Here is a 22,569-nt window from a genome sequence, read left to right on the forward strand (position 1 = left end):
GCCGAACGCTCCCCCACGCGTGGAACCTGCAGCCGATGATCCCTCCGAACCGCTCCCGTCCGTACCGCGCCTGGCGGCTGCCGCGAACCGCGGGCCTGCCGCTGTTGGCGCTTGCCCTGGCCGGCCTGCTCAGCGCCTGCGGCAAGGACGCGCCCAGGCCGGGCGCCACGGCACCGGAGGTGACCGTGCTGACCCTGCGCAGTCAGCCGCTGGCACTGCAGCAGGAACTGCCCGGGCGCAGCGTCGCCTCGCAGGAATCGGATGTGCGCCCGCAGGTCGATGGCGTGCTGGTGAAGCGCCTGTTCGAGCAGGGCCAGTGGGTGAAGGCCGGGCAGCCGCTGTTCCAGATCGAGCCCGCGCTGTACCAGGCTGCGCTGAACGAGGCGCGGGCCAACCTGAAAACTGCCGAGGCCGCTGCGGTGACCGCGCGCCTGCGGGCGCAGCGCATGCAGGCGCTGGGCAAGGACCAGCTGGCCGCGCGCCAGGACGTGGATGATGCGGTGGCCGGCGACCAGCAGGCCGCCGCCGCCGCGCAGGCCGCACAGGCCGCGCGTGACACGGCCAGCACACGGCTGGGGTTTGCCACGGTGACCTCGCCGATCGCAGGCCGCATCGGCCGCGCGCTGTTCACGCCGGGTGCGCTGGTTACCTCCGGCCAGGCCGATCCACTGGCACGGGTGCAGCAGATGGACCCGATGAACGTGGACATCACCCAGTCCAGCAATGAGTATCTGGCACTACGCCGCGCCATCGCCGACGGTGGTGTGCAGGCCGATACTGCGCCGGTACGGCTGCGCCTGTCCGATGGCACCGACTACCCGTTGCCGGGGACGCTGGAGTTCGCCGACATCGACGTGCAGCAGGAAACCGGCAGCATCACCCTGCGTGCGCGTTTCCCCAACCCCGATGGGCAACTGCTGCCAGGCATGTACGTGCGCGCGCTGGTGGGGCAGGGGACCCGCCAGCAGGCGCTGCTGGTGCCACAGGCTGCGGTGGATCGCAGCCCCAAGGGTGAGGCGCAGGCATGGCTGGTGGACAAGGACGGCAAGGCACGGCTGCGGCTGTTCCGCACCGCGCGTGCGATCGGCGACCAGTGGCTGGTGCTCGATGGCCTGGCTGCCGGCGAGCAGGTGGTGGTAGCCGGCGCGCAGGGCCTGGCCGATGGCATGACGGTGCGGGTGAAGCCTGCGCCAGCTTCCACCGCGAAGGACTGAGCGCATGCTGCCGCGCTTCTTCATCCATCGCCCGGTATTCGCCTGGGTCCTGGCGATCTGCATCATGGCCTTCGGCACCATCGCGGTGACCCAGCTGCCGGTGGAGCAGTACCCGGACATCGCACCGCCGCAGGTCAACATCACCGCCAATTACACCGGGGCCTCGGCGCAGACGGTGGAAGACAGCGTCACCCAGGTGATCGAGCAGCAGATCAAGGGTATCGACCATCTGCTGTATTTCTCGTCCACCAGTTCCTCGTCCGGGCAGGCGCGCATCACGGTCACCTTCGACCAGAGCGCCAACCCGGATATCGCCCAGGTGCAGGTACAGAACAGCGTCAACCAGGCGATCAACCGGCTACCGCAGGAAGTGCAGCAGCAGGGTGTGACGGTCGCGAAGTCGCAGGGCGATTCGCTGATGGTGGTCTCGCTGTACGACACCAGCCGGCGCATGGAGCGGGTGGATGTTTCCGATTTCCTGGTCAGCAACGTGCAGGACCCGATCAGCCGCATTCCCGGTGTCGGCGAAATCAACGTGTTCGGCTCGGCCTACGCGATGCGCGTGTGGCTGGACCCGCACAAGCTGCGTGCCTACGACCTGATGCCATCGGACGTGCGCAGCGCGATCCAGGCGCAGAACACCCAGGTGACGGCCGGCGAACTCGGGGCGATGCCGTCCAGCCCGACGCAGAGTCTCAACGCTACGGTGACCGCGCAGTCGCGCCTGCAGACCCCCGAGCAGTTCCGCGCGATCATCCTGCGCACGTTGCCCAATGGTGCGGCGGTTCTGCTGGGCGACGTCGCGCGGGTCGAGATCGGCGCGGAGAACTACCAGACCAGCAGCTATCTCAACGGTTATCCGGCGGCTGGCTTCTCGGTGACCCTGGCCTCCGGCGCGAACGCATTGGCCACTGCCGACGCGGTGCGCGCGGAGATTGAACGGTTGCGGCCGACTTTCCCGCCCGGCCTGCAGGTGGCCTACCCGCGTGACAGCACACCGTTCGTGCGGGTCTCGATCGAGGGAGTCATCCATACCCTCATCGAAGCCATCGTGCTGGTGGTGGTGGTGATGTTCCTGTTCCTGCAGAACCTGCGTGCCACGCTGATCCCGGCGATCACCGTGCCGGTGGTGCTGCTGGGCACCTTCGGCGTGCTGGCCGTTGCCGGATTCACCATCAACACACTGACCCTGTTCGCGATGGTGCTGGCGATCGGCCTGCTGGTCGATGACGCGATCGTGGTGGTGGAGAACGTGGAACGCATCATCCACGAAGAGCATCTGCCGCCACGCGAGGCAACCGAGAAGTCGATGGGCGAGATCACCGGTGCGCTGATCGGCATCACCGTGGTGCTCGGTGCGGTATTCCTGCCGATGGCGCTGTTCGGCGGTTCCACCGGCATCATCTACCGGCAGTTCTCGATCACGATTGCATCGGCCATGGCGTTGTCGGCGCTGGTCGCGCTGACCCTGACACCGGCGCTATGCGCGACCCTGCTCAAGCCCTCGTCGGCGCAGAAGCCACCGGGGCGCTTCTTCGCCGCGTTCAACCGCGGCGTCGAACGCAGCCAGTCGGCCTACCAGGGCAAGCTCGGTGGCGTGGTGTCACGTCCGCGCCGCTGGATGGCGTTCTACCTGCTGCTGGTGATCGCCATGATTGCCTTGTACGCACGCATGCCCACCGGCTTCCTGCCGGTGGAGGACCAGGGCCAGGTGACCTTCCAGTTCTCCACGCCGGAAGGCACGCCGATGGCGCGCACCGAGGCGCTGGGCGAGCAGATCAGCCGTTACTTCATGGAGCACGAGAAGCAGAACCTGGACGTGGTGTTCGTGGTGGTCGGTCGCAACAACGCCGGTACCGGCCAGAATGCGGGGCAGGGCTTCCTGGCACTCAAGCCATGGGACGAGCGCAAGGGCGACAACACCGCAGCGGCGATCATCGCGCGCGCCAATGCCTATTTCCGCAAGCTGCCCGATGCCAAGGTCAACGTGCTGGCGCCACCGGCAGTGCGCGGCCTGGGCCAGTCCAGTGGTTTCGAACTGTGGCTGCAGGACACCAGCGCGGCCGGACGCGTGGCGTTGCAGGCTGCGCAGGAGCAGGTGGTGCGCGCGGCGGGCGAAGACGACGGGCTGACCTCCGTGCGCTTGAACGGGCTGGGCGACAAGGCCGAGCTGCGGTTGGACATCGACCACGCCCAGGCCAGTGCGCTGGGCCTGGCACAGGCCGACATCAATTCCACGCTGTCTGCCGCCTGGGGTGGCAGCTACATCAACGACTTCCTCGACCGCGGCCGGGTCAAGCGTGTCTACATGCAGGGCGACCAACCCTACCGCAGCGTGCCCGACGACATTGGCCAGTGGTACGTGCGCGGCGGCAACGGCCAGATGGCTTCGTTCGCCAGCTTTGCCAGCAGCCACTGGGCGCGTGGGCCGCAGCTGCAGCAGCGTTTCAACGGCCTGCCGGCGATGCAGATCCAGGGCAGCGCAGCCGAGGGGCGCAGCTCGGGTGAAGCGATGCAGCGCATGCAGGCGCTGGTTGCCGATCAACCCGGGTTCGACCTGCAGTGGAGTGGCCTGTCCTACCAGGAACAACTGGCCAGCAACCAGACGTTGTGGCTGTACACCGCCTCCATTGCTTTCATCTTCCTGTGCCTGGCCGCGCTTTACGAGAGCTGGACGGTGCCGGTGGCGGTGGTGCTGGTGATTCCCCTGGGCGTGATCGGTACCGTGCTGGCGACCACCGCGGCCGGGTTCGTCAACGACATCTACTTCCAGGTCGGTCTGCTGACCACCATCGGCCTGTCGGCGAAGAACGCGATCCTGATCGTTGAGTTCGCCGAAGCACGCTACCGCGCCGGCAGTTCAGCGGTGGAAGCGGCACTGCAGGGCGCGCGCCTGCGCCTGCGCCCGATCGTGATGACCTCACTGGCCTTCGTGGCCGGCGTGATACCGCTGGCGCTGGCCACCGGTGCCGGTGCGGTCAGCCGCCGTGAAATCGGCATGAGCGTGATCGGCGGCATGCTCTCCGGCACTGTGCTGGCGGTGGTGCTGGTGCCGTTGTTCTTCGTGCTGGTACGCCGTCTGGGACGATCACGGCTGCAGCACTGAGAGTGGGCCGCGGTTGTCATCTGACTGCCGCAGGGCCCTCACCGGTTCTTTGCCCAGGCATCGCTAGCGTACAGGTCCCCGTCCCCCACGGAGACCCGCCATGTGGCTGCTCGACCATCTCTGGCCTGGCCGCAGGCCGTCACCTGCCCCGGTTGAAGCGCAGCCCCAGGCCGCGCCGCGACGGCCCTGGCTGAAGCGCCCGGTGCGCGCCGGGCGCAGTGGCATGGCACCGTGGCAGAAGGTCGCCGCACCGCCTCGGCGCACCCGCCACTAGGTGCGGCGGTCGGCCGGGTGGTTGACCCCGTCGTTGACCGGTATCACGCCCAGCGCGAACGGGTCGATGCCCTCCAGGCAGGCCACGTTGTAGCCGTACTGGTCGGGGTTGGAGCGCCGCCGGTGGTGGGTGTAGATGCCGCAGATACCACAGAAATAGTGCTCGGCCACATGGGTGTTGAACTGGTACAGCTGCAGGTGGTCCTGCCCACGTACCACCTGCAGGCCCTGGCGGGTGACGCTGGCGGCAATGGCGCCGCGGCGCCGGCACATCGAGCAGTCGCAGCGGCGAGGTTCGACAATACCGTCCGGCAGGTCCAGCAGCAGTTCGACCGTGCCGCAATGACAGCTGGCGCGGTGCAGGGGTTGGACCGGAACGCCGGCCACGGAAGTGATGCCCATGGTTTCTCCTCGGGGATGGAACGCGACCGCAGGGCCGCTGCCGACGCTGCGCCAGCCTGCCTGAACGGACCGTAGATGCCACGGTGAACCCGCTTGTGGCTAACTATGCGGCTTCGAGACCGCGACAGGATGCCAGTGAAAGCCGCAGGACGTTGGATGACAGGAAGTGCCATGGTGCTGCTGGCGCTGTGGGTGAGCGGGCTGCTGGCCTACCAGTTGCCGGGGCCGGGTTGGCTGGCCAACGGCGTGGCCGTGCTGTGGCTGCTGGTTGCGCTGTGGGCATCGTGGCGGGTCGCGCGGGGCCGTGCCTCGCGCCGACTGGGCCTGGCCTTCGGGGCATCGCTGGCACTGGCCGGCCTGTGGTGGCTGCTGCTGACCCCGCGCCAGGACCGCGTGTGGGCCGATGACGTGGCCCAACGCCTGCACGTGGTGTCCTTCGACGGGCGCCACGTGGTGCTGGACAACGTGCGTGACTTCACCTGGCGCAGCGAAACCGACTACGACGCGCATTGGGTGCGCCGCGAATACGACCTGGACCAGCTGCGCTCGGCCGACCTGGTGCTGTCGTACTGGATGGGCCCGGCGATCGCCCACACCCTGATCTCGTTCGGCTTCGAGGATGGACGCCACGTGGTGTTTTCGCTGGAGATCCGCAAGGAGCGCGGTGAGTCGTTCTCGGCGCTTGGCGGCTTCTTCCGCAAGTTCGAGATGACCCTGGTGGCTTCGGAGGAGACCGACATCATCCGCACCCGCACCAACGCCCGTGGCGAAGATGTCTACCTGTACCGCCTGCACGGCATGGACCGCGCGCAGCTGAAGGAACTGTTCGCTGCGTATATCGCGCAGGCGCGCGAGCTGGATGCGAAGCCGGGCTTCTACAACACGCTGACCAGCAACTGCACGACCATCGTCTTCGACCTGGCCCGGCATATCGCACCGCGCCTGCCGCTGGATTACCGCCTGCTGCTGTCCGGTTACCTGGCCGAGTACGCGCAGGAGGTCGGTGCGCTCACGCCGGGTGTGCCGTACACCGAACTGCATGCCAAGGGCCGCATCACCCAGCGCGCGCTGGATCTCGGTGATGGCGCCAATTTCTCCACCGTAATCCGCCAGGGCGTGCCCGGCACCGAGCAGGACCCGCAGTAATGACCCAACTCTTTCTGACCCGCTGGCAGCGCCTGCTGCCGGTGTTGTTCGCCGCCTTCCTGCTGCTGGGAAGCAGCGGCTGCGCGATGGTCACCGTCAAGCAGGTCAAGTCCAGCGATTCGCTGGTCAACAAGCGCGCGGATGTGCTCAACACCGGCAAGCTCAGCCCGGCCGCGCGTGAAACGCTCAGCGCAGCGGGCCTGGACGAATCGCAGTGCGAGAAGGACTTCCTGGTCTGCCGCAGCACACTGCTGATGACCGACGACCTCAACGTCGAACAGCGCCTGTCAGCATTGTCCGAGTTGTGGGTGAAGGCCGCGCTGGCGCTGACGCCGAAGAAGACCGCTGCCGGTGATCCGCCGATGAGCGATGCGGCGCTGGATGCGTGGCTGGAGGCCGCGCGCTATGCGTACGCGTACCTGTTCTACAGCGGCCGCTCGCCGTCCGATCGTGCCTTCGAGGACCGGCAGACACAGGTGCGTGACTACTACAACTACGCGGCCGAAAAGGCGGCAGTGGTGTTGTTCGTGCGCGCGCGTGCCGCTGCACTGGCCGGCGAGGACTATACGAAGCCGATCACGGTTGGCACCTGGTCGCTGGCGTCCAACTACCAGCAGCTGGGTCTGAAGAGCATTCCCGCGCAGCTGGTTCCGGCCGGCACCGTCAGCTTTGTCGGCCTGCGCAGCACCTATCGCCGCGATGGCTTCGGTGCCGAGCTGGTGATGGTGATGGATCCGCCGAAGCTGGTCGCACCGGTGATCGCGCCGGATGGCCCGAAGGCCGAAACCACGCAGGACGACGAGAACGACGAGCGTCGTGGCCGCCGTCATCGCCATGACGATTCGGTGCCCGAGTTCAGTGAGATGTCCTCAATCAACGTCACTGCGCTGCTGCGGTTCGAAGGCAGCAGCCTGGAAGACGTGATGCGCACGCGCCGGGTCGAGCTCGATGCCTATTCGCCGGAAGCCACCGAGCGCATCACCCTGCACGGCGAGCAGGTGCCGCTGGCCGGCAACTTCACTGCCGCCTACGGCCTGTGGCTGGCGCAGAGTGGCTTCGCCCGGCAGTCGCTGCGCACCCTGTTCGGCATGAGCGAGGGCATCGGCGAGCCGCACATCTACCTGATGCAGCCGTGGGATCCGAACCGCCGCATCATCTTCATGCTGCACGGCCTGGCCAGCAGCCCGGAAGCGTGGGTGAACCTGGCCAACGAAATCATGGGTGATCCCGAGCTGCGCCAGCAGTTCCAGGTGTGGCAGGTCTACTACCCGACCAATGCGCCGATTGCGTTGAACCGGTACGAGATCGCCAACGCGTTCAACGACACGCTGAAGCATTTTGATCCCAATGGCAGCACGCGTGCGTCGAAGGACATGGTCTACATCGGCCACAGCATGGGTGGCGTACTGGCGCGGCTGCTGGTGAGCGATTCCGGCGATGTACTGTGGAACGACCTGCTGGCCAACTACGATCTGAAGGGTGAACGGTTGAAGCGGGTGCAGAACAAGCTGGGGCCGCTGCTGCATTTCAAGGCACAGCCGAACGTGGAGCGTGCGATCTTCATCGCTGCCCCGCACCAGGGCACCGACATCGCAGGCAACAAGGTCGGGCGCCTGATCGGTCGCCTGGTGCGGCTGCCGCTGACCATCCTCGGCAAGTTCGAGGATGTGTTCCTGGCGCTGGCGCAGGCCGAGCAGCAGGTCGACGGTACCGCCAAGCCGAAGATTCCCAACAGCATCGACAACCTCAAGGCCAGCGACCCGTTCGTGAAGGCCGCCGCGCAGCTGCCGATTGAAGCCGGCCTGAAGTACCACTCGATCATCGCCCAGCGCAAGCCGGAGCTGCCGGTGGAGAAGTCCGATGATGGGCTGGTGCCGTACTGGAGCGCGCACCTGCCGGGTGCATTGTCCGAGAAGGTGATCATTTCCGGCCACAGCGTGCAGGAAACCCCGCAGGCGGTGCTGGAGGTGCGGCGCATCCTGCATCGCGACGTCGATGATGTGGGGACCGGCGCGAGACCCTGACCGCTGAGGTCGCCGGGCCATGCCCGGCGGAATCCGTCCGGCGGCGCTACACCCGCCGCGCGATCACCGTGGCCAGCAGTGCCAGGCCGAAGGTAATCACCAGGCACAGCAAGTAGCCGGTGTGTGGTGCGGTTTCCACGAACAACGCGAACAGCGCACCGGACACCGCCAGTGCGGTGGTCACCGACAACGCTTCGCTCAGCTGCAGCGCCGAGGTGTTGGCGCCCTGCTCATGCGGCGCCGACAGCGAAAGCGTCAGCACCGACAGGCTGGCGTAGATCATGCCCATGCCGAAGCCGGTCAACGCCCAGCCGACCAGTGCGACCGGCAACGGCACCGCATTGAACAGCACCGCCAGGGTGGCGGCGATACCGATCGTCATCAGCGGCGTGCCCACGCGGAGCAGCTGCTGGCGCGACCATCCGCGCTGTTGATGGCCCTGCAGCCAGGAGCCCGCGAACCAGCCCAGCGCACCGAGGCTGAGCACGGCACCGGCCCAGCTGGGCGAGAGTCCGCGCTCGCGCTGCAACAGCAGTGGCAGGTAGGCCTCGCAGGCGAAGAATGCTGCTGCAGCGATGCCGCGCAGGGCGATCACGCTGGGCAGGCCGCGGCGCAGCAGCAACGTGCCGGCTGGCAACAGGCGGTGCACGCAGAACAGCAGCGCCAGCAGCGCCACGCCGATGCAGAGCAGGGCCGGCACGCCGCGTTGCTGGCCACCGAAGTACAGCAGCAGGGCCGCCAGCGAGGCACCGCCGGCCCAGCGCACCACGTTGCCGCGTCCATCGTCGCTGCTGGCAGCATCAGTGGATTGCATGCGTGCCAGTGCCGGGCGCAGCAGCAGCGCGGCCGGGACCGCCAGCAGCGGCACCGCCAGGAACACCCAACGCCAGCCGAGGTGCTGCACGATCAGGCCGCTCAGTGCCGGGCCGATCATCGACGGCACTACCCAGCCTGCGGAGAACGCGGCAAATACCTTTGGCCGCAGGTGCTCGGGGTAGCTGCGCCCGACCATCACATACAGCGACACCGAGATCGCCCCTGCGCCCAGGCCCTGCAGCAGTCGGCCCGCCACCAGCATGCCCATGCGCATCGCGAAGCCGGCCAGCAGCAGGCCCAGCACGAAGCAGGCCAGCCCATACCACAGCGGCCGCGCCGGCCCCTGGCGGTCGGCCCAGCGCCCGGCCAGGGTCATGCCGATCACGCTGGTGGCCAGCGTTCCACCGAACGCAAGTGCATACAGGCGCAGGCCATCCAGCGCCTCGGCTACGGTTGGCATGGCTGCGGCTACCGCCAACGCCTCGAAGGCGTGCAGCGCGACCAGCGCGACCATGCCGACGGTGGTGGCGCGGTAGCGTGCTGACAGGATCGAAGTGTCGGCCGACGTGCTGGCGTCGATGGAAGAGGCAGTGGGGGTCATACGGGTCAGGTGCGGGCCGTGCTTGTCAACTGGCGGCGAAGATAGCAGCATGACACCTCAACTGCAGTTGAGGTCAAGCAATGGTGTCCCAGGATCTGAGCGTTGGCGAGGTATCCCAGCGCAGTGGCGTGGCCATTTCCGCGCTGCATTTCTATGAGCGCAAGGGGCTGATCAGCAGCCTGCGCACCTCGGGCAACCAGCGCCGCTACAGCCGTGACGTGCTGCGCCGGCTGGCCGTGATCCGCGTGGCGCAGCGGGTGGGCATGCCACTGGAAGCCGTTGGCCGCGCTTTTGAAAGCCTGCCCGAGGGCCGCGCACCGACCAAGTCCGACTGGGCCAAGCTGTCCGCACGCTGGCGCACCGAACTGGAGGAGCGCATCCACATGCTGCAGCTGCTGCGCGACGAACTCACCGGCTGCATCGGCTGTGGCTGCCTGTCGCTGCAGCACTGCCGCCTGGCCAACCCGGGGGACGTCCTCGGCGAACGCGGTGACGGCCCGATGCGCTGGGAATGACGCACGGGAAAGGGCCCGGCTCCGGGTAGCGCCGGGCCATGCCCGGCGGATCACCAGACCGTGATCGTCTCGCCGCTCTGGATGCCTTCCACCGCGCGCTGGAAGGCCAGTGCCGCGCGCTGTGCGCTCACCGCTTCAAAGCCGGGGAAGTAGGGCCCGTAGGCGGCCATCGATTCGATCAGCACGTTCGGGCTGACCACGTTGATGCGCAGGCCGCGCGGCAGCAGTTCCAGCGCAGCGGCACGCACGAAGCCTTCCAGCGCGGCATTCACCGAGGTGGCGTTGGCGCCATCTCTGATCGGCTGTGCGCTGACGATGCCGCTGGTCAGGGTGATCGAGCCCCCGGCGCTGAGATGGTGCTGCGCGGTCAGTGCCAGCCGCACCTGGCCCAGCAGTTTGTCCTGCAGGCCGACGTTGAACTGCTCGGGCGTCATGTCCTGCAGGGGGCCGAAGTGCAGCTTGCCGGCGGTGGAGATCACCGCATCGACCGGGCCGGTGCGCGCGAACAGTTCGGCGACGCTGGCGTCGTCGGTCAGGTCGACGCGCAGATCGCCGCTGTTGCGGCCGGCGGTCAGGATCTGGTGCTGCTGGCCAAGCTGGCGCGCGACTGCCTGGCCGAGGGTGCCGCTGGCACCCACAAGGAGAATCTTCATGGCGGTTCCTTGCGAGAGGGGGATGAGCGCAGTCTGCGCCCTCACATATGGGTTCGGTAAGGGGCGTATGCTTCGAAGATTCCTAACTAAGGGTTAGCAATGGATACGCTTCGCTGCATGCAGGCCTTCGTCGCGGTGGCCGAGCGCGGCAGCTTCACTGGCGCCGCCAATCAGCTGCAGGTTTCGGCGGTGATGGTGGGCAAGTACATCCAGCAGCTGGAGGCGCACCTGGGGGCCGCGCTGCTGCAACGGAACACCCGCCGCCAGCGCCTGACCGAAGCCGGCAGCGCCTACCTGGCCGGGTGCCGGCAGGTGCTGGAGCAGGTGCAGCAGGCCGAGGCCGATGTCGCCGGCCTGCAGGTGCAGCCACGTGGCCTGCTGCGGGTCAGCGCGCCGACTACCTGGGGCAGCTGCGTGCTGGCGCCGCAGCTTGCCGGCCTGCTGCGCGCGCAGCCGCAGTTGAACATCGAGCTGGACCTGAGCAACCGCCGCGTGGACCTGATCGAGGACGGCTTCGACGTGGCAATCCGCGTTGGGCCGCTGCCGTCACAGGAAGTGGTGGCGCGGCCGTTGCCGCCGTACGCGATGAGCCTGTGCGCGGCACCGTCCTACCTGCGTCGGCGTGGTACGCCGCACACCCCTGGGGATCTGGTCGGGCATGACTGCCTGAGCCATTTGGCCTGGCGCGGCGGCCATGGTTGGCAGCTGGCCAACGGTGAACAGGTTGATTGGGAGGCGCGGCTGACCTGCAACGATGGTGTTGCACTGCGCGAGGCCGCCGTGGCCGGCGCAGGGCTGGTGCTGCAACCGACCGCGCTGCTGGCCGGCGAGATCGCGGCCGGGCGGTTGAAGCCCCTGCTGCGCGACTACCTGCCGGAACCGCGGCCGATGCACCTGATCTACCTGCCGGATCGACGGCCGCGTCCGCGCCTGCAGTGCTTCGTCGATTTCGTCATGGCCACATTGGCGGACTGATCACAAGCGTGGGTGGTTGCCGACCGTTGGTCGGCACCGACCTGGATCAATCATTCGCCGCAGACAGCTCCTGCCCACGCACCTGCGCGGCGCGCAGCGCCGTGTCCACCAGCGCCTCGAAACCACCGGCCTGGAAGCTCTGGATCGCCGCCTGGGTGGTGCCGTTCGGCGAGGTCACTCGGCGGCGCAGTTCGGCCGGGCTTTCGCCGGCTTCATCGAGCATGCGCGAAGCACCCAGCAGTGTCTGCACCACCAGCGTGCGCGCTGCTTCTGCAGGCAGGCCCTGGGCGATACCCGCTGCTTCCATCGCTTCGGCCAGCAGGAACACATAGGCCGGCCCGCTGCCGGATACAGCAGTCACCGAATCCATCAGCGCCTCACTATCGATCCACACCGTGCGCCCGGCACTGGCCAGTACCTGTTCGGCGCGCGCGTGCTGCTGCGCATCCACTGATGGCGTGGCGTACAGCCCGGTCACACCGGCGCCGAGCAGGGCCGGGGTGTTTGGCATCGCGCGCACCACCGGCAGGTTGCCGCCCAGCCAGCGTTCCAGCTGGGCGCTGGTGATGCCGGCGGCAATGGACACCACCAGCGGCCGGTTCGCCTGCGCCAGCGCCTGCAGCGACTGGCACACATCGCGCAGTACCTGCGGCTTCACCGCCAGCAGCCAAGTATTGCCCTGTGTGGCAGCATCTGCGGCGTTGTCGTGCACCTGTACGCCGAAATCGGTGGCCAGTGACTCGCGCAATGCGGCCACCGGTTCGGCCACGTGGATGTGCGCGGCGGGTACGCCCTGGCGGATCAGGCCGGCGATCAGGCTGCGGGCCATGTTGCCGCCGCCGATGAAGGTGATGGAATCAGCTGCCATGGAAGTCTCCTTGGAATATCAGGCCGGGCGCGGGCGCGCGCCGAACAGAGCGGTGCCGATGCGCACCAGGGTGGCGCCCTCGGCGATGGCCTCGGCGTAGTCGCTGCTCATGCCCATCGACAGCGTGTCGACGTGCGCGTGCTGGGCAGCCAGCGACTGGAAAAGTGTGCGCATGCGCACGAATGCATCCCGGCGGCGCTCGGCCTCGGGCCACGGCGCGGGAATCGCCATCAGGCCACGCAGGCGCAGCTGGGGTTCGGCGGCGATCGCAGTGGCCAATGCGTCCACCGCCTCCGGCGCGCAGCCGTGTTTGCTGGACTCATCGTCGATGTTGACCTGGACCAGCACGTTCAGCGGGCCGCGCGCGGCCGGGCGATGGCGTGCCAGTGCGGTCACCAGCTTGGGCCGGTCCACGCTCTGTACCCAGTCGAAGTGGCTGGCCACGGCCTCGGCCTTGTTCGACTGCAGGTGGCCGATCAGGTGCCATTCCAGTTCCAGGTGCTGCAGCACCTGCATCTTGGCCAGTGCTTCCTGCACGTAGTTCTCGCCGAAGGCGTGCTGGCCCTGTGCGGCCAGCGCGGCCACGGCCTCGGCCGGCTGGGTCTTGGACACCGCCAGCAGGCGTGGATCGGGCCTGCCAGCGGCCTCGGCGGCGGCATGCAGGTTGCTCAGGATCTGGGGCAGGGGAGTGGCCACGTAACGCGTTCCGTTGAATCAGGAGGCTATACTGCCGCCCGGGGAAAGATCCTTCCAGTCGAAGCCGTTATTGGGGAGTAGCCGCTCATGGATATCGCCGAGCTGTTGGCGTTTTCCGTAAAGAACAAAGCGTCCGACCTGCATCTGTCTGCAGGCCTGCCGCCGATGATCCGCGTGGACGGCGACGTTCGCCGGATCAACATCCCAGCCCTGGACCACAAGCAGGTCCATGCGCTGGTGTACGACATCATGTCCGACAAGCAGCGCCGCGATTACGAGGAATTCCTCGAAGTGGACTTCTCCTTCGAGATCCCGTCGCTGGCGCGCTTCCGTGTCAATGCGTTCAACCAGAACCGCGGCGCTGGTGCGGTGTTCCGTACCATTCCGTCCGAAGTGCTGACCCTCGAGGACCTGGCCTGCCCGCCGTTGTTCCGCGAAGTGATCCAGCAGCCGCAGGGCCTGATCCTGGTCACCGGCCCGACCGGTTCGGGCAAGTCGACCACGCTGGCGGCGATGATCGACTACATCAACAAGAACGAATACGGCCACATCCTCACCGTCGAGGATCCGATCGAATTCGTGCACACCTCGCAGAAGTGCCTGATCAACCAGCGCGAAGTGCACCGCGACACGCATGGCTTCAACGAAGCGCTGCGCTCGGCACTGCGTGAGGATCCGGACATCATCCTGGTCGGCGAACTTCGTGACCTGGAAACCATCCGTCTGGCGCTGACCGCGGCGGAAACCGGCCACCTGGTGTTCGGCACCCTGCACACCAGTTCGGCCGCCAAGACCATCGACCGCATCATCGACGTGTTCCCGGCCGGCGAAAAGCCGATGGTGCGTTCGATGCTGTCCGAGTCGCTGCGTGCAGTGATCTCGCAGGCGCTGCTGAAGAAGGTCGGCGGCGGTCGTACCGCTGCGTGGGAAATCATGGTCGGCACCCCGGCCATCCGCAACCTGATCCGCGAGGACAAGGTGGCGCAGATGTATTCGGCCATCCAGACCGGCCAGCAGTACGGCATGATGACCCTGGACCAGCACCTGCAGGACCTGGTCAAGCGCAGCCTGATCACCCGCAACCAGGCCCGCGAGTACGCCAAGGACAAGCGTCTGTTCGAGTAAGGCGAGGCAATGGCGGGGCAGCGCGCAGCAAGGCGCGGCTGTCCCCGCGATGTTCCCTCCACCGACCGATTCCTGGAGCCTTTCGTGAACACCACTGCCACCACCATCGATTTCACATCGTTCCTCAAGCTGATGGCGCACCAGCGCGCCTCGGACCTGTTCATCACCGCAGGCATGCCGCCGGCGATGAAGGTCAACGGCAAGATCTCGCCGATCACGCAGACACCACTGACCCCGCAGCAGAGCCGCGATCTGGTGCTGAACGTGATGACCCCGGCGCAGCGCGAGGAATTCGAGAAGACCCACGAGTGCAACTTCGCCATCGGCCTGTCCGGTGTCGGCCGCTTCCGTGTCAGCTGCTTCTACCAGCGCAACCAGGTGGGCATGGTGCTGCGTCGTATCGAGACGCGCATTCCGACGGTGGAAGAACTGAGCCTGCCGCCGATCATCAAGACGCTGGCGATGACCAAGCGCGGCATCATCCTGTTCGTCGGCGCCACCGGTACCGGTAAATCGACCTCGCTGGCGGCGATGATCGGCTACCGCAACCAGAACTCGACCGGCCACATCATCACCATCGAAGATCCGATCGAGTTCGTGCACAAGCACGAGGGCTGCATCATCACCCAGCGCGAGGTCGGCATCGATACCGACAGCTGGGAAGCAGCGCTGAAGAACACCCTGCGCCAGGCGCCGGACGTGATCATGATCGGCGAGGTGCGTACCCGCGAGGGCATGGACCACGCCATCGCGTTCGCGGAAACCGGCCACCTGGTGCTGTGCACCCTGCATGCCAACAACGCCAACCAGGCGATGGACCGCATCGTCAACTTCTTCCCGGAAGACCGTCGCAACCAGTTGCTGATGGACCTGTCGTTGAACCTCAAGGGTGTGGTTGCGCAGCAGCTGGTGCCGTCGCCCGATGGCCGTTCGCGCAAGGTGGCGATGGAGATCCTGCTGGGCACGCCGCTGGTGCAGGACTACATCCGCGACGGCGAGATCCACAAGCTGAAGGAAGTGATGAAGGATTCGGTCCAGCTGGGCATGAAGACCTTCGACCAGAGCCTGTTCGAGCTTTACCAGGCTGGCGAGATCAGCTACGAGGACGCGCTGCGCTACGCCGATTCGCAGAACGAAGTGCGCCTGCGCATCAAGCTCAGCCAGGGCGGCGATGCCCGCACCCTGTCGCAGGGGCTGGATGGCGTGGAGATTTCCGAGATCCGATGACCGGACGGGCGCCTGCGGGCGCCCTCTGCTCCGGGATGACTACAGCGCCGGATGCACGCCGGCGTGAACCTGCCAGGGAGGCCTGCATGCGTGCGACTGTGAGCGTGATACTGGCCATCGCCGTGCTGCTGCAGGCCGGCTGTGCCCGTACCCCCGAACCGGCTGCCCCGGCCGAGGACTGCGACGATCCGCAGGCGCATGCCTGGTATCTGCTGCCACCGCCTGCACAGAGGCGTAGCAGGGACCCGCTTCCGTTCCTCGATTTCACCGGGTTTGCGAGGGCATCCTACAGAGACGCGTTGCGGGATCTCGATGGCTTGCCGGAGCCGTCGTTCCGCTGTGGCAGCGTACCGGTCCAGGCGTATCGCTTCGTCTGGCATACCCCATTCTTCCCGGGCGTGGTAGTACGCGCCCAGCGCAATGCAGCGGGCCAGGCGTGGATCGTCGGGCGCAGTGTGCGCGATTTCGAGATTCCCGGATCGTCACCCGGGCGTCCATCCACCGTCATCAAGGGCGGTACGTGCTCTCCACCGCGCGCGCTGAGTGCGGAGGAATGGAAGGCCATCGCCGCCGCGTTTGCGCTGTTGCAGGGCGAAGACTCGAGCGCTGGGCTTGATGGCTCATCGTGGATTTTCGAGTCCGTGGTGGACGGCCAACAACGCTGGTTCGCGCGATGGGTGCCGCGGGATCCGGCGTTCCGCAACACTGGCAGGATGATGGTGGAACTGGCGGGTTGCACTGACACGCTGCAGGCCATGGAATGACCGGCGTGCTGCCGATTGATGAATTCCAGTCATGACCGACTGCCATCCAGTCGGTTCAATCCTCACCTGCTGCAGGCGTATCGTCAGCGCTCCCCCTCTGGAGCACGACGATGCAGACACGTGAACTCGGCCGCAGTGGCCTGAAGGTTTCCGCCCTCGGCCTGGGCTGCATGGGCCTGAGCCATGGCTACGGCCAACCGGTGGAGCGCAGCCAGGGCATCGCTCTGCTGCACGCCGCCGTCGAGCGCGGCGTGACCTTCTTCGACACCGCCGAAGTGTACGGCCCCTACACCAACGAAGATCTGCTCGGCGAGGCGCTGGCGCCATACCGCGACAGGCTGGTGATCGCCACCAAGTTCGGCTTCAAGGATGCGCGCGTCGATACCGGGCTGGACAGCCGTCCCGAGAACATCCGTGCGGTGGCCGAAGCCAGCCTCAAGCGCCTGCGCACCGACCATATCGACCTGTTCTACCAGCACCGCGTCGATCCCAACGTGCCGATCGAAGATGTCGCTGGCACCGTGCGCGACCTGATCGCCGAAGGCAAGGTCGGCCACTTCGGCCTGTCCGAGGCCAGTGCCGCCACAGTGCGCCGTGCGCATGCGGTGCAGCCGGTCGCCGCCGTGCAGAGCGAGTACTCGCTGTGGTGGCGTGAGCCGGAGCGCGAGCTGCTGCCGACGCTGCAGGAACTGGGCATCGGCTTCGTGCCGTTCAGCCCGCTGGGGCGTGGCTTCCTGACCGGCGCGATCAACGCCGCTACGACCTTCGACGCCAACGACTTCCGCAACACCGTGCCGCGTTTCGAAGTGGAGGCGCGTCGTGCCAACCAGGCGCTGGTCGACCGTATCAGTACGATTGCTGCAGCACGTGGCGCGAGTCCGGCGCAGGTGGCGCTGGCCTGGCTGCTGGCGCAGGCGCCGTGGATCGTGCCGATTCCGGGCACCACCAAGATCCATCGCCTGGAAGAGAACCTGGGTGCGGCCGACCTGCAGCTGGCACCGGAAGAGCTGCAGCGCATCGCGCAGACGTTGGAGGAAATCTCCATCGTCGGCGAGCGCTACAACGCGCAGCGCGCCGCGCAGGCCAAGGGCTGACCGCCGGGCCATCTTGCCTCTGGTGGGTGCGGACGGAAGTGGGTGCGGGCCGTTGGTCCGCACTCCTCAGCTCATCCAGCCATCGGCCCACGCAGTGCGTCAAGCACCGTCCGCATCGCCACGGTGACATGGCGGCGCGACGGGTAGTACGCGTAATAGCCATCGAAGTGCGGGCACCAGTCGTCCAGCACCGACTGCAGGCGGCCATCGTCCAGCATCGGCTGCACCTGGTCTTCCGGCAGCCAGGCCAGGCCGCTGCCGGCCAATGCGGCAGCACGGGTCATGCCCATGCTGTTGAAGATCCACTGTCCGCTCACGCGCACGCTCAGTTCGTTGCCGTCCTGGCCGAAATCCCACGGCATCAGCCCGCCATGCGTGGGCAGGCGCAGGGTGACGCAGTTGTGATCTGCCAGCTCGTCCGGATGCCGTGGCACCACGTGCTGGCGGAAGTAGCTGGGTGCACCGACCACGCGCATGCGCAGTGGCGGGCTGACCGGCACGGCGACCATGTCGCGCGCCAGCCGTTCGCCGAGGCGGATGCCGATGTCGTAGCGCTCGGCGACGATGTCGGCCAACCCGTAGTCGGCAGCCAGTTCCACCTTCAGGTCCGGATACTGCTGCAGCAATGGCGCCAGCCGCGGCCAGGCGATGTACTCGGCGGCATGGCCGGTGGCATTGATGCGGATGGTGCCGGCTGGTCGGTCGCGGTACTCGGCCAACGCGGCCAGTTCGTCCTCGATCTCGGCCAGGCGCGGAGCGAGGGTCTCGAGCAGGCGGGCTCCAGCCTCGGTGGTGGACACGCTGCGGGTGGTACGGGTCAGCAGGCGCACGCCGAGTCGCTCTTCCAGGCCGCGCATGGCATGGCTGAGTGCGGACTGTGAAACGCCCAGCTGGGCGGCGGCCCTGGTGAAGCTGCCCTCGCGGGCGACGTGGACGAAGGCCTGCAGGTCATTGAGGTTTTCACGGGGCATGACGGGATGATACGGCTCCCGGATTGAACGGATCTGTCGATTTCCTGCTCCCCGGTTCGTCGTACCGGTACATCCATCGCAAGGAGCTTCCGCATGAGCACTGAAAAGCCCAAGGGCCCGGCCTCGTACTTTCCCTCCATCGAGAAGACCTACGGGCAGCCGGTGGCGCACTGGTTCGGGCTGCTGGCGAAGCAGCCTGGCCTGAAACACATGGAGCTGGTCAGTTTCCTGAAAAGCGAGCATGGGCTGGGCCATGGCCACGCCAACGCGCTGGTGGCGCACCATCTGGCCGGGAAGGGATGAGGCAGGCAACGCTGCGCTGAACGGTCGTGTGGGGTCAGGCCACACGGCATCCAGAGTCAGGCAGACTGGGCGTTCATCCCGAGGCAGGACGCCCATATGCAGGTCACGCTGGACGCGATCACCGTCGACAACTACGAAGCCGTGTGCGATCTCGACGTCAGTGAGGCGCAGCAGGATTTCGTCGCCGGCAACACCTGGTCGCTGGTGCAGGCCGCGTTCCATCCCGGCTTCCAGACCCGTGCCATCCAGGCCGACGGCGAGCTGGTCGGATTCTTCATGTGGGTGCCGGAGACGCCGCAGCGCATCTCGATATGGCGCTTCATGGTCGATCAGCGCTGGCAGGGGCGTGGCATCGGGCGCCGCGCGCTGGAACTGGCGCTGGAGCAGATCCGGGATACGCCCGGCCTGGTCGAGATCGAGATCTGCTACAACCCGCACAATCCGGTGGCGGGAGCCTTCTATGGCAGCTTCGGTTTCGTAGAGACCGGCATGGACGATGATGGCGAGGACATGCTGGCCGTGCTGCCGGTGACGCCTCCGAAATAACCTGAATGGACGAGCGCAGCTGAACGATTTCATCTGCAACTGTCATGCAGATCGTGTCTAATATCGCTCCCCACCTGCTGTTCCCCCGCCCGTATGTCCCTTCCCGCCCATGGCTCCGCGCCGTGCGACGACGCTGACGGCCACCTGGTCACCGCTGGTCCGCTGACCCCACCGCCCGACAGCGCCGGCACCACCGCCGACGAAAAAGCGCTGCGCCACTCGATTGCCGAGGACGTGCAGGGCATGGTGCTGGCCACGATGGTGGCCTCGCTGGGCCTGGCCATCTTCGCCAAAGGTGGGCTGATGATCGGCGGCATGGCCGGCATGGCCTTCCTGCTGCACTACTCGATGGGCTGGAACTTCGGCCTGGTGTTCGTGCTGGTCAACCTGCCGTTCTACTGGGTGGCGCTGCGGCGCATGGGCTGGGAATTCACCCTGAAGACCTTCGCCGCGGTCACCGCCTGTGGCGTGCTGACCGACCTGCTGCCGCGCTGGATCGATTTCTCGCACATCAACCCGCTGTATTCGGCGATCGTCGGTGGTGCGTTGTCTGGCCTGGGCATCCTGTTCTTCATCCGCCACCGCGCCAGCCTCGGCGGCATCGGCATTCTTGCCGTGTACCTGCAGCGCACCCGTGGCTGGAGCGCCGGCAAGGTGCAGATGTCCTACGACGCCTGCCTGATGGTGGCTGCGTTCTTCGTGCTGTCGCCGTCGAAGGTGTTGTACTCGGCCATCGGCGCGGTGGTGCTCAGCCTGGTGCTGATGTTCAACCACCGCCCGGGCCGTTACATGGGCGTGTGACGATTCGACGGTAGTGCCGGCCGCTGGCCGGCAACACCTGCAGCATTCCGGAGGCTGCCGGCCAGCGGCCGGCACTACCGGGAGGCCTGCAACCACGGCGGCGACAGCTTCAGCAGCCGCGCGTGCACCGGGCAGTCCTCGGCGTGCGCACCGGGCAGGTAGCCCAGGCTCATCAGGAACTCGCCGGTGATCTCACCGCCGGTGAAGCGGAACGTCTTCTTGAACAGCTTCACCCAGTCGGCCTTGCTGCGCGGATGGTGCGCGTCCAGCCAGCCCGCGAAGCTGCCGTGGCTGGCCCGCAGCTGCTGGATCACCTGCGCGTTGTGGATCGCCGCCAGCACCTTCAGCCGGTTGCGGATGATGCCCCCGTCCGACAGCAGCCGCTCGATGTCCTGCTCGGCGTAGGCTGCAACCCGATCCACATCGAAGCCGTCATAGGCCGAGCGGAAGCCCTCGCGCTTCTTCAGGATCGTCTCCCAGCTCAGCCCGGCCTGGTTGATTTCCAGCACCAGCCGCTCGAACAGCTCGCGCTCCTCACGCTGCGGAAAGCCGTACTCGTTGGCGTGGTAGTAGTCGTGCACCGGATGACCCGGGGCGATGAGGCAGTAGCCGCTCATGGGGAAGACTCGTTGGATTCGGGTTCGGGATCGATGGCCAGCGCGGGGCGCCCGCCGATGGACAGCATCGGCCAGCGCGGTGGCACAAGCGTGAGTTTGCCGTCACGCAGGGCCTGGTTGATCGTCTCGGCTTGGCCGCTGACGGTGCCGAACAGCGAACCGGCCCGGTACCACTGGGCATCCCTGCCACGTGCGTACAGCACGCAGTCCGGCCCACGGTGGGTGTACAGCTCGCACAGCAGCACCTCGGTGCTGCCGTCGCCATCCAGGTCGCGATGCACGATCAGGCAGTCACGCTCGCTCTCGGCACAGGATTCGCCGTTGATCGCGCGCGTGGCCAGCGCCTGCCACCAGTCGGCGGGCGGCGAGGTGGATCCCTTGGCCAGCTTCAGCGCGCGCTGCAGGGCGGCGACATCCTGCGGGCCCTTGTCCAGGCGGGTGCCGCTGTCCCAGCGTGAGGTGCGTGCCAGCGCATCGGCGATCACCTGCGGCGCGTTGGCATCGGCGCGGATCGCCGGATCGTCCTGCAGTCCGCGCAGCGCCTGCACGCCGCGGCGGCCGAGGTCGAAGCGCAGTACGTTGACGTCGCTGCTGGTGATCGCCGGCGGGTCTGCACGCAGCCGTGCCAACTGGCTGGACAGGGTCAGCCGCACCGGGTCCAGCAGCGGCGAGTTGCCCAGCAATGCCAGTGCCAGCACGGCCCAGCACATCCAACGGTTGATCGGCTCCAGCGTCTGCAGCCAGCGGCCCTGCCGGCGCACTACCGCCAGCGCGTAGCCCAGCGCATAGCCGGCCACGGCCAACGCGATCAGCACCGCCCAGAAGCGGTCCAGGGTCCAGCCGTACTGCACCACGCGCAGGCCCAGTGCATACAGCGCCAGCACCGCATAGACCGGCAGCGCCAGCAGGCTGGCCTCGACCAGCCGGCGCAGCACGACGGGGTAGGGCGCGGTGTCGTCTCCCTGCTGGTAGACCGCATTGGTGAACGACACCAGCAGCAGCGACAGCACCAGCAGCAGGCTGGCGGCCGAACGGGTCTTCCACAGCGGTTCCAGCCCGGTCAGCGGCAGGCTCAGCACGAACAGCACGGCGATGAACGAGAGCAGCGGCAGCAGCCCGCGACAGATCGCGAACAGCACCTGGCGGGTGATCTGGATCGCGCGGTGCTGGGTGCGCCCGATCAGCACACCGAACCCGGCCAGGCTGCCGGTGGCCAGCGCGATGAACGCGTCCTGCCGGAACAGGTCGCGGAAGAAGGTCACGTCCAGCAGCTGGAACAGGGCCGCCCACAGCCACAGCAGCAGCCAGGTCAGCCCGGTGAACAGCGCCGCCAGGGCCAGGGTCAGGCCGTTCTGCCAGGCACGCTCGAACAGCTCCGGATAGCTGGCGCGCCAATGCCCGTGCTGCAGCTGGAACTGCCACCAGGGCAGAGCCACGAACACCGCCACGGCCATGCCCAGGGTCAGCGGGAACTGCAGCGCGCCCGAATCCAGCGCGGTCTCGCCGTTGAGGTTCCAGCCGATCCAGGCGGCCAGCGCCAGCACCACCGCCGAGCCGAGCGCGGCCTGCAGCCACAGGCGGCGCTGGCCCAGCTCGACCAGGCTCAGCGCCACCGCGCTGGGAATGGCCAGCACCCAGGCGTACCAGCAGTAGCGCCAGCCGATATCGCGGAACGGCCACGCATCGGACAGCTCCTGCGCGGCATACAGCATCAGGCCCTGCAGCAGCGCGATCAGAACGATGGCGCTGCGTGCCGGCAGGGTCAGGGGCGATGAAGACTGCATCGACGACCTTCCATGGCAAAGCACCATCCTAGCCGATCGCCGCACGCG

21 protein-coding genes are annotated in these 22,569 nt (G+C 67.1%); 13 read left to right on the plus strand and 8 right to left on the minus strand.

Annotated features, from left to right (window positions below):
• Positions 1-35 precede the first annotated feature (35 nt).
• Entirely contained in the window at positions 36-1,214 is a 1,179-nt protein-coding gene (locus ACZK2G_RS05225; RefSeq protein ID WP_478474857.1) for an efflux RND transporter periplasmic adaptor subunit, read from the plus strand.
• Positions 1,215-1,218: 4 nt separating this feature from the next.
• Positions 1,219-4,320: an efflux RND transporter permease subunit gene (locus tag ACZK2G_RS05230; RefSeq protein WP_478474858.1), complete on the plus strand. Its 3,102-nt coding sequence runs from the start codon at positions 1,219-1,221 to the stop codon at positions 4,318-4,320.
• Positions 4,321-4,590: 270 nt separating this feature from the next.
• On the opposite strand, the gene ACZK2G_RS05235 is transcribed toward ACZK2G_RS05230, so the two are convergent.
• Complete coding sequence (locus ACZK2G_RS05235; protein WP_478474859.1) at positions 4,591-4,995, minus strand: GFA family protein; 405 nt, start codon at positions 4,993-4,995, stop codon at positions 4,591-4,593.
• Between the two features lie 171 nt (positions 4,996-5,166).
• On the opposite strand from ACZK2G_RS05235, the gene ACZK2G_RS05240 reads away from it, so the two are divergent.
• Both ACZK2G_RS05240 and ACZK2G_RS05245 read left to right on the plus strand, forming a co-directional pair.
• On the plus strand, positions 5,167-6,141 hold the full coding sequence (locus tag ACZK2G_RS05240; RefSeq protein WP_046982750.1) for an Lnb N-terminal periplasmic domain-containing protein: 975 nt from the start codon (positions 5,167-5,169) through the stop codon (positions 6,139-6,141).
• The gene (locus ACZK2G_RS05245) at positions 6,141-8,165 is read left to right on the plus strand and encodes an esterase/lipase family protein (protein ID WP_295382339.1); all 2,025 of its coding nucleotides are present in this window, start codon (positions 6,141-6,143) and stop codon (positions 8,163-8,165) included. Before ACZK2G_RS05240 ends, ACZK2G_RS05245 begins: the two co-directional genes overlap by 1 nt.
• Before the next feature lie 46 nt (positions 8,166-8,211).
• Here ACZK2G_RS05245 and ACZK2G_RS05250 read toward each other — a convergent pair whose 3' ends face one another.
• Positions 8,212-9,633, minus strand: coding sequence for an MFS transporter (locus ACZK2G_RS05250; RefSeq protein ID WP_478474860.1), 1,422 nt, complete (start codon positions 9,631-9,633; stop codon positions 8,212-8,214).
• A gap of 29 nt (positions 9,634-9,662) precedes the next feature.
• On the opposite strand from ACZK2G_RS05250, the gene soxR reads away from it, so the two are divergent.
• A complete protein-coding gene (gene soxR, locus ACZK2G_RS05255) occupies positions 9,663-10,097 on the plus strand; it encodes a redox-sensitive transcriptional activator SoxR (protein WP_046982747.1) in 435 nt (144 codons plus the stop codon).
• Positions 10,098-10,147: 50 nt separating this feature from the next.
• Here the strand turns inward: soxR and ACZK2G_RS05260 are convergent, their stop codons facing one another.
• Positions 10,148-10,750, minus strand: coding sequence for a short chain dehydrogenase (locus ACZK2G_RS05260; RefSeq protein ID WP_046982746.1), 603 nt, complete (start codon positions 10,748-10,750; stop codon positions 10,148-10,150).
• Between the two features lie 99 nt (positions 10,751-10,849).
• Here ACZK2G_RS05260 and ACZK2G_RS05265 point away from each other — a divergent pair, with 99 nt between their 5' ends.
• The gene (locus ACZK2G_RS05265; protein ID WP_046982745.1) at positions 10,850-11,725 is read left to right on the plus strand and encodes a LysR family transcriptional regulator; all 876 of its coding nucleotides are present in this window, start codon (positions 10,850-10,852) and stop codon (positions 11,723-11,725) included.
• Positions 11,726-11,771: 46 nt separating this feature from the next.
• On the opposite strand, the gene proC is transcribed toward ACZK2G_RS05265, so the two are convergent.
• Positions 11,772-12,593 carry a pyrroline-5-carboxylate reductase gene (proC, locus tag ACZK2G_RS05270; RefSeq protein WP_478474861.1) on the minus strand — a complete coding sequence of 274 codons (822 nt, stop codon included), beginning with the start codon at positions 12,591-12,593 and terminating at the stop codon, positions 11,772-11,774.
• 18 nt (positions 12,594-12,611) lie between these two features.
• Entirely contained in the window at positions 12,612-13,289 is a 678-nt protein-coding gene (locus ACZK2G_RS05275; protein ID WP_295382330.1) for a YggS family pyridoxal phosphate-dependent enzyme, read from the minus strand.
• Positions 13,290-13,376: 87 nt separating this feature from the next.
• Between ACZK2G_RS05275 and ACZK2G_RS05280 the strand changes: the two genes are divergently transcribed.
• The 4 genes from ACZK2G_RS05280 to ACZK2G_RS05295 all read left to right on the plus strand — a co-directional run bounded on the left by ACZK2G_RS05280 (position 13,377) and on the right by ACZK2G_RS05295 (position 17,499).
• Positions 13,377-14,414, plus strand: a complete 1,038-nt coding sequence (locus ACZK2G_RS05280; RefSeq protein ID WP_004147099.1) for a type IV pilus twitching motility protein PilT — start codon at positions 13,377-13,379, stop codon at positions 14,412-14,414.
• Positions 14,415-14,498: 84 nt separating this feature from the next.
• Positions 14,499-15,641, plus strand: coding sequence for a PilT/PilU family type 4a pilus ATPase (locus ACZK2G_RS05285; RefSeq protein WP_005408369.1), 1,143 nt, complete (start codon positions 14,499-14,501; stop codon positions 15,639-15,641).
• 86 nt (positions 15,642-15,727) lie between these two features.
• On the plus strand, positions 15,728-16,405 hold the full coding sequence (locus ACZK2G_RS05290) for a hypothetical protein (protein ID WP_169050812.1): 678 nt from the start codon (positions 15,728-15,730) through the stop codon (positions 16,403-16,405).
• 110 nt (positions 16,406-16,515) lie between these two features.
• Positions 16,516-17,499, plus strand: coding sequence for an aldo/keto reductase (locus tag ACZK2G_RS05295; RefSeq protein WP_478474862.1), 984 nt, complete (start codon positions 16,516-16,518; stop codon positions 17,497-17,499).
• A gap of 71 nt (positions 17,500-17,570) precedes the next feature.
• On the opposite strand, the gene ACZK2G_RS05300 is transcribed toward ACZK2G_RS05295, so the two are convergent.
• On the minus strand, positions 17,571-18,470 hold the full coding sequence (locus ACZK2G_RS05300) for a LysR family transcriptional regulator (protein WP_046987978.1): 900 nt from the start codon (positions 18,468-18,470) through the stop codon (positions 17,571-17,573).
• 93 nt (positions 18,471-18,563) lie between these two features.
• On the opposite strand from ACZK2G_RS05300, the gene ACZK2G_RS05305 reads away from it, so the two are divergent.
• The 3 genes from ACZK2G_RS05305 to ACZK2G_RS05315 all read left to right on the plus strand — a co-directional run bounded on the left by ACZK2G_RS05305 (position 18,564) and on the right by ACZK2G_RS05315 (position 20,120).
• The gene (locus ACZK2G_RS05305) at positions 18,564-18,773 is read left to right on the plus strand and encodes a DUF4287 domain-containing protein (RefSeq protein ID WP_088481050.1); all 210 of its coding nucleotides are present in this window, start codon (positions 18,564-18,566) and stop codon (positions 18,771-18,773) included.
• 96 nt (positions 18,774-18,869) lie between these two features.
• Entirely contained in the window at positions 18,870-19,319 is a 450-nt protein-coding gene (locus ACZK2G_RS05310) for a GNAT family N-acetyltransferase (RefSeq protein WP_046987979.1), read from the plus strand.
• Positions 19,320-19,412: 93 nt separating this feature from the next.
• Positions 19,413-20,120 (plus strand): YitT family protein, encoded by a 708-nt coding sequence (locus ACZK2G_RS05315; RefSeq protein WP_012510275.1) that lies wholly within the window; start codon positions 19,413-19,415, stop codon positions 20,118-20,120.
• A gap of 74 nt (positions 20,121-20,194) precedes the next feature.
• Here ACZK2G_RS05315 and ACZK2G_RS05320 read toward each other — a convergent pair whose 3' ends face one another.
• Positions 20,195-20,737: a DNA-3-methyladenine glycosylase I gene (locus ACZK2G_RS05320; RefSeq protein ID WP_046983638.1), complete on the minus strand. Its 543-nt coding sequence runs from the start codon at positions 20,735-20,737 to the stop codon at positions 20,195-20,197.
• Positions 20,734-22,521 carry a DUF4153 domain-containing protein gene (locus tag ACZK2G_RS05325; RefSeq protein WP_478474864.1) on the minus strand — a complete coding sequence of 596 codons (1,788 nt, stop codon included), beginning with the start codon at positions 22,519-22,521 and terminating at the stop codon, positions 20,734-20,736. The genes ACZK2G_RS05320 and ACZK2G_RS05325 overlap by 4 nt, the downstream gene beginning before the upstream one ends.
• Positions 22,522-22,569 lie beyond the last annotated feature (48 nt).

The organism is Stenotrophomonas sp. 107298_Sma (assembly GCF_056480345.1).

Bases quoted from the DNA above. Each gene is read 5' to 3' on its own strand.
- ACZK2G_RS05250 (WP_478474860.1), bottom strand. From the start codon at position 9,633: ATGCTGCTATCTTCGCCGCCAGTTGACAAGCACGGCCCGCACCTGACC.
- ACZK2G_RS05245 (WP_295382339.1), top strand. From the start codon at position 6,141: ATGACCCAACTCTTTCTGACCCGCTGGCAGCGCCTGCTGCCGGTGTTG.
- ACZK2G_RS05265 (WP_046982745.1), top strand. From the start codon at position 10,850: ATGGATACGCTTCGCTGCATGCAGGCCTTCGTCGCGGTGGCCGAGCGC.
- ACZK2G_RS05290 (WP_169050812.1), top strand. From the start codon at position 15,728: ATGCGTGCGACTGTGAGCGTGATACTGGCCATCGCCGTGCTGCTGCAG.
- ACZK2G_RS05225 (WP_478474857.1), top strand. From the start codon at position 36: ATGATCCCTCCGAACCGCTCCCGTCCGTACCGCGCCTGGCGGCTGCCG.
- ACZK2G_RS05230 (WP_478474858.1), top strand. From the start codon at position 1,219: ATGCTGCCGCGCTTCTTCATCCATCGCCCGGTATTCGCCTGGGTCCTG.
- ACZK2G_RS05305 (WP_088481050.1), top strand. From the start codon at position 18,564: ATGAGCACTGAAAAGCCCAAGGGCCCGGCCTCGTACTTTCCCTCCATC.
- ACZK2G_RS05320 (WP_046983638.1), bottom strand. From the start codon at position 20,737: ATGAGCGGCTACTGCCTCATCGCCCCGGGTCATCCGGTGCACGACTAC.
- ACZK2G_RS05315 (WP_012510275.1), top strand. From the start codon at position 19,413: ATGTCCCTTCCCGCCCATGGCTCCGCGCCGTGCGACGACGCTGACGGC.
- soxR (WP_046982747.1), top strand. From the start codon at position 9,663: ATGGTGTCCCAGGATCTGAGCGTTGGCGAGGTATCCCAGCGCAGTGGC.
- ACZK2G_RS05295 (WP_478474862.1), top strand. From the start codon at position 16,516: ATGCAGACACGTGAACTCGGCCGCAGTGGCCTGAAGGTTTCCGCCCTC.
- ACZK2G_RS05240 (WP_046982750.1), top strand. From the start codon at position 5,167: ATGGTGCTGCTGGCGCTGTGGGTGAGCGGGCTGCTGGCCTACCAGTTG.
- ACZK2G_RS05310 (WP_046987979.1), top strand. From the start codon at position 18,870: ATGCAGGTCACGCTGGACGCGATCACCGTCGACAACTACGAAGCCGTG.
- ACZK2G_RS05260 (WP_046982746.1), bottom strand. From the start codon at position 10,750: ATGAAGATTCTCCTTGTGGGTGCCAGCGGCACCCTCGGCCAGGCAGTC.
- ACZK2G_RS05280 (WP_004147099.1), top strand. From the start codon at position 13,377: ATGGATATCGCCGAGCTGTTGGCGTTTTCCGTAAAGAACAAAGCGTCC.
- ACZK2G_RS05235 (WP_478474859.1), bottom strand. From the start codon at position 4,995: ATGGGCATCACTTCCGTGGCCGGCGTTCCGGTCCAACCCCTGCACCGC.
- proC (WP_478474861.1), bottom strand. From the start codon at position 12,593: ATGGCAGCTGATTCCATCACCTTCATCGGCGGCGGCAACATGGCCCGC.
- ACZK2G_RS05300 (WP_046987978.1), bottom strand. From the start codon at position 18,470: ATGCCCCGTGAAAACCTCAATGACCTGCAGGCCTTCGTCCACGTCGCC.
- ACZK2G_RS05325 (WP_478474864.1), bottom strand. From the start codon at position 22,521: ATGCAGTCTTCATCGCCCCTGACCCTGCCGGCACGCAGCGCCATCGTT.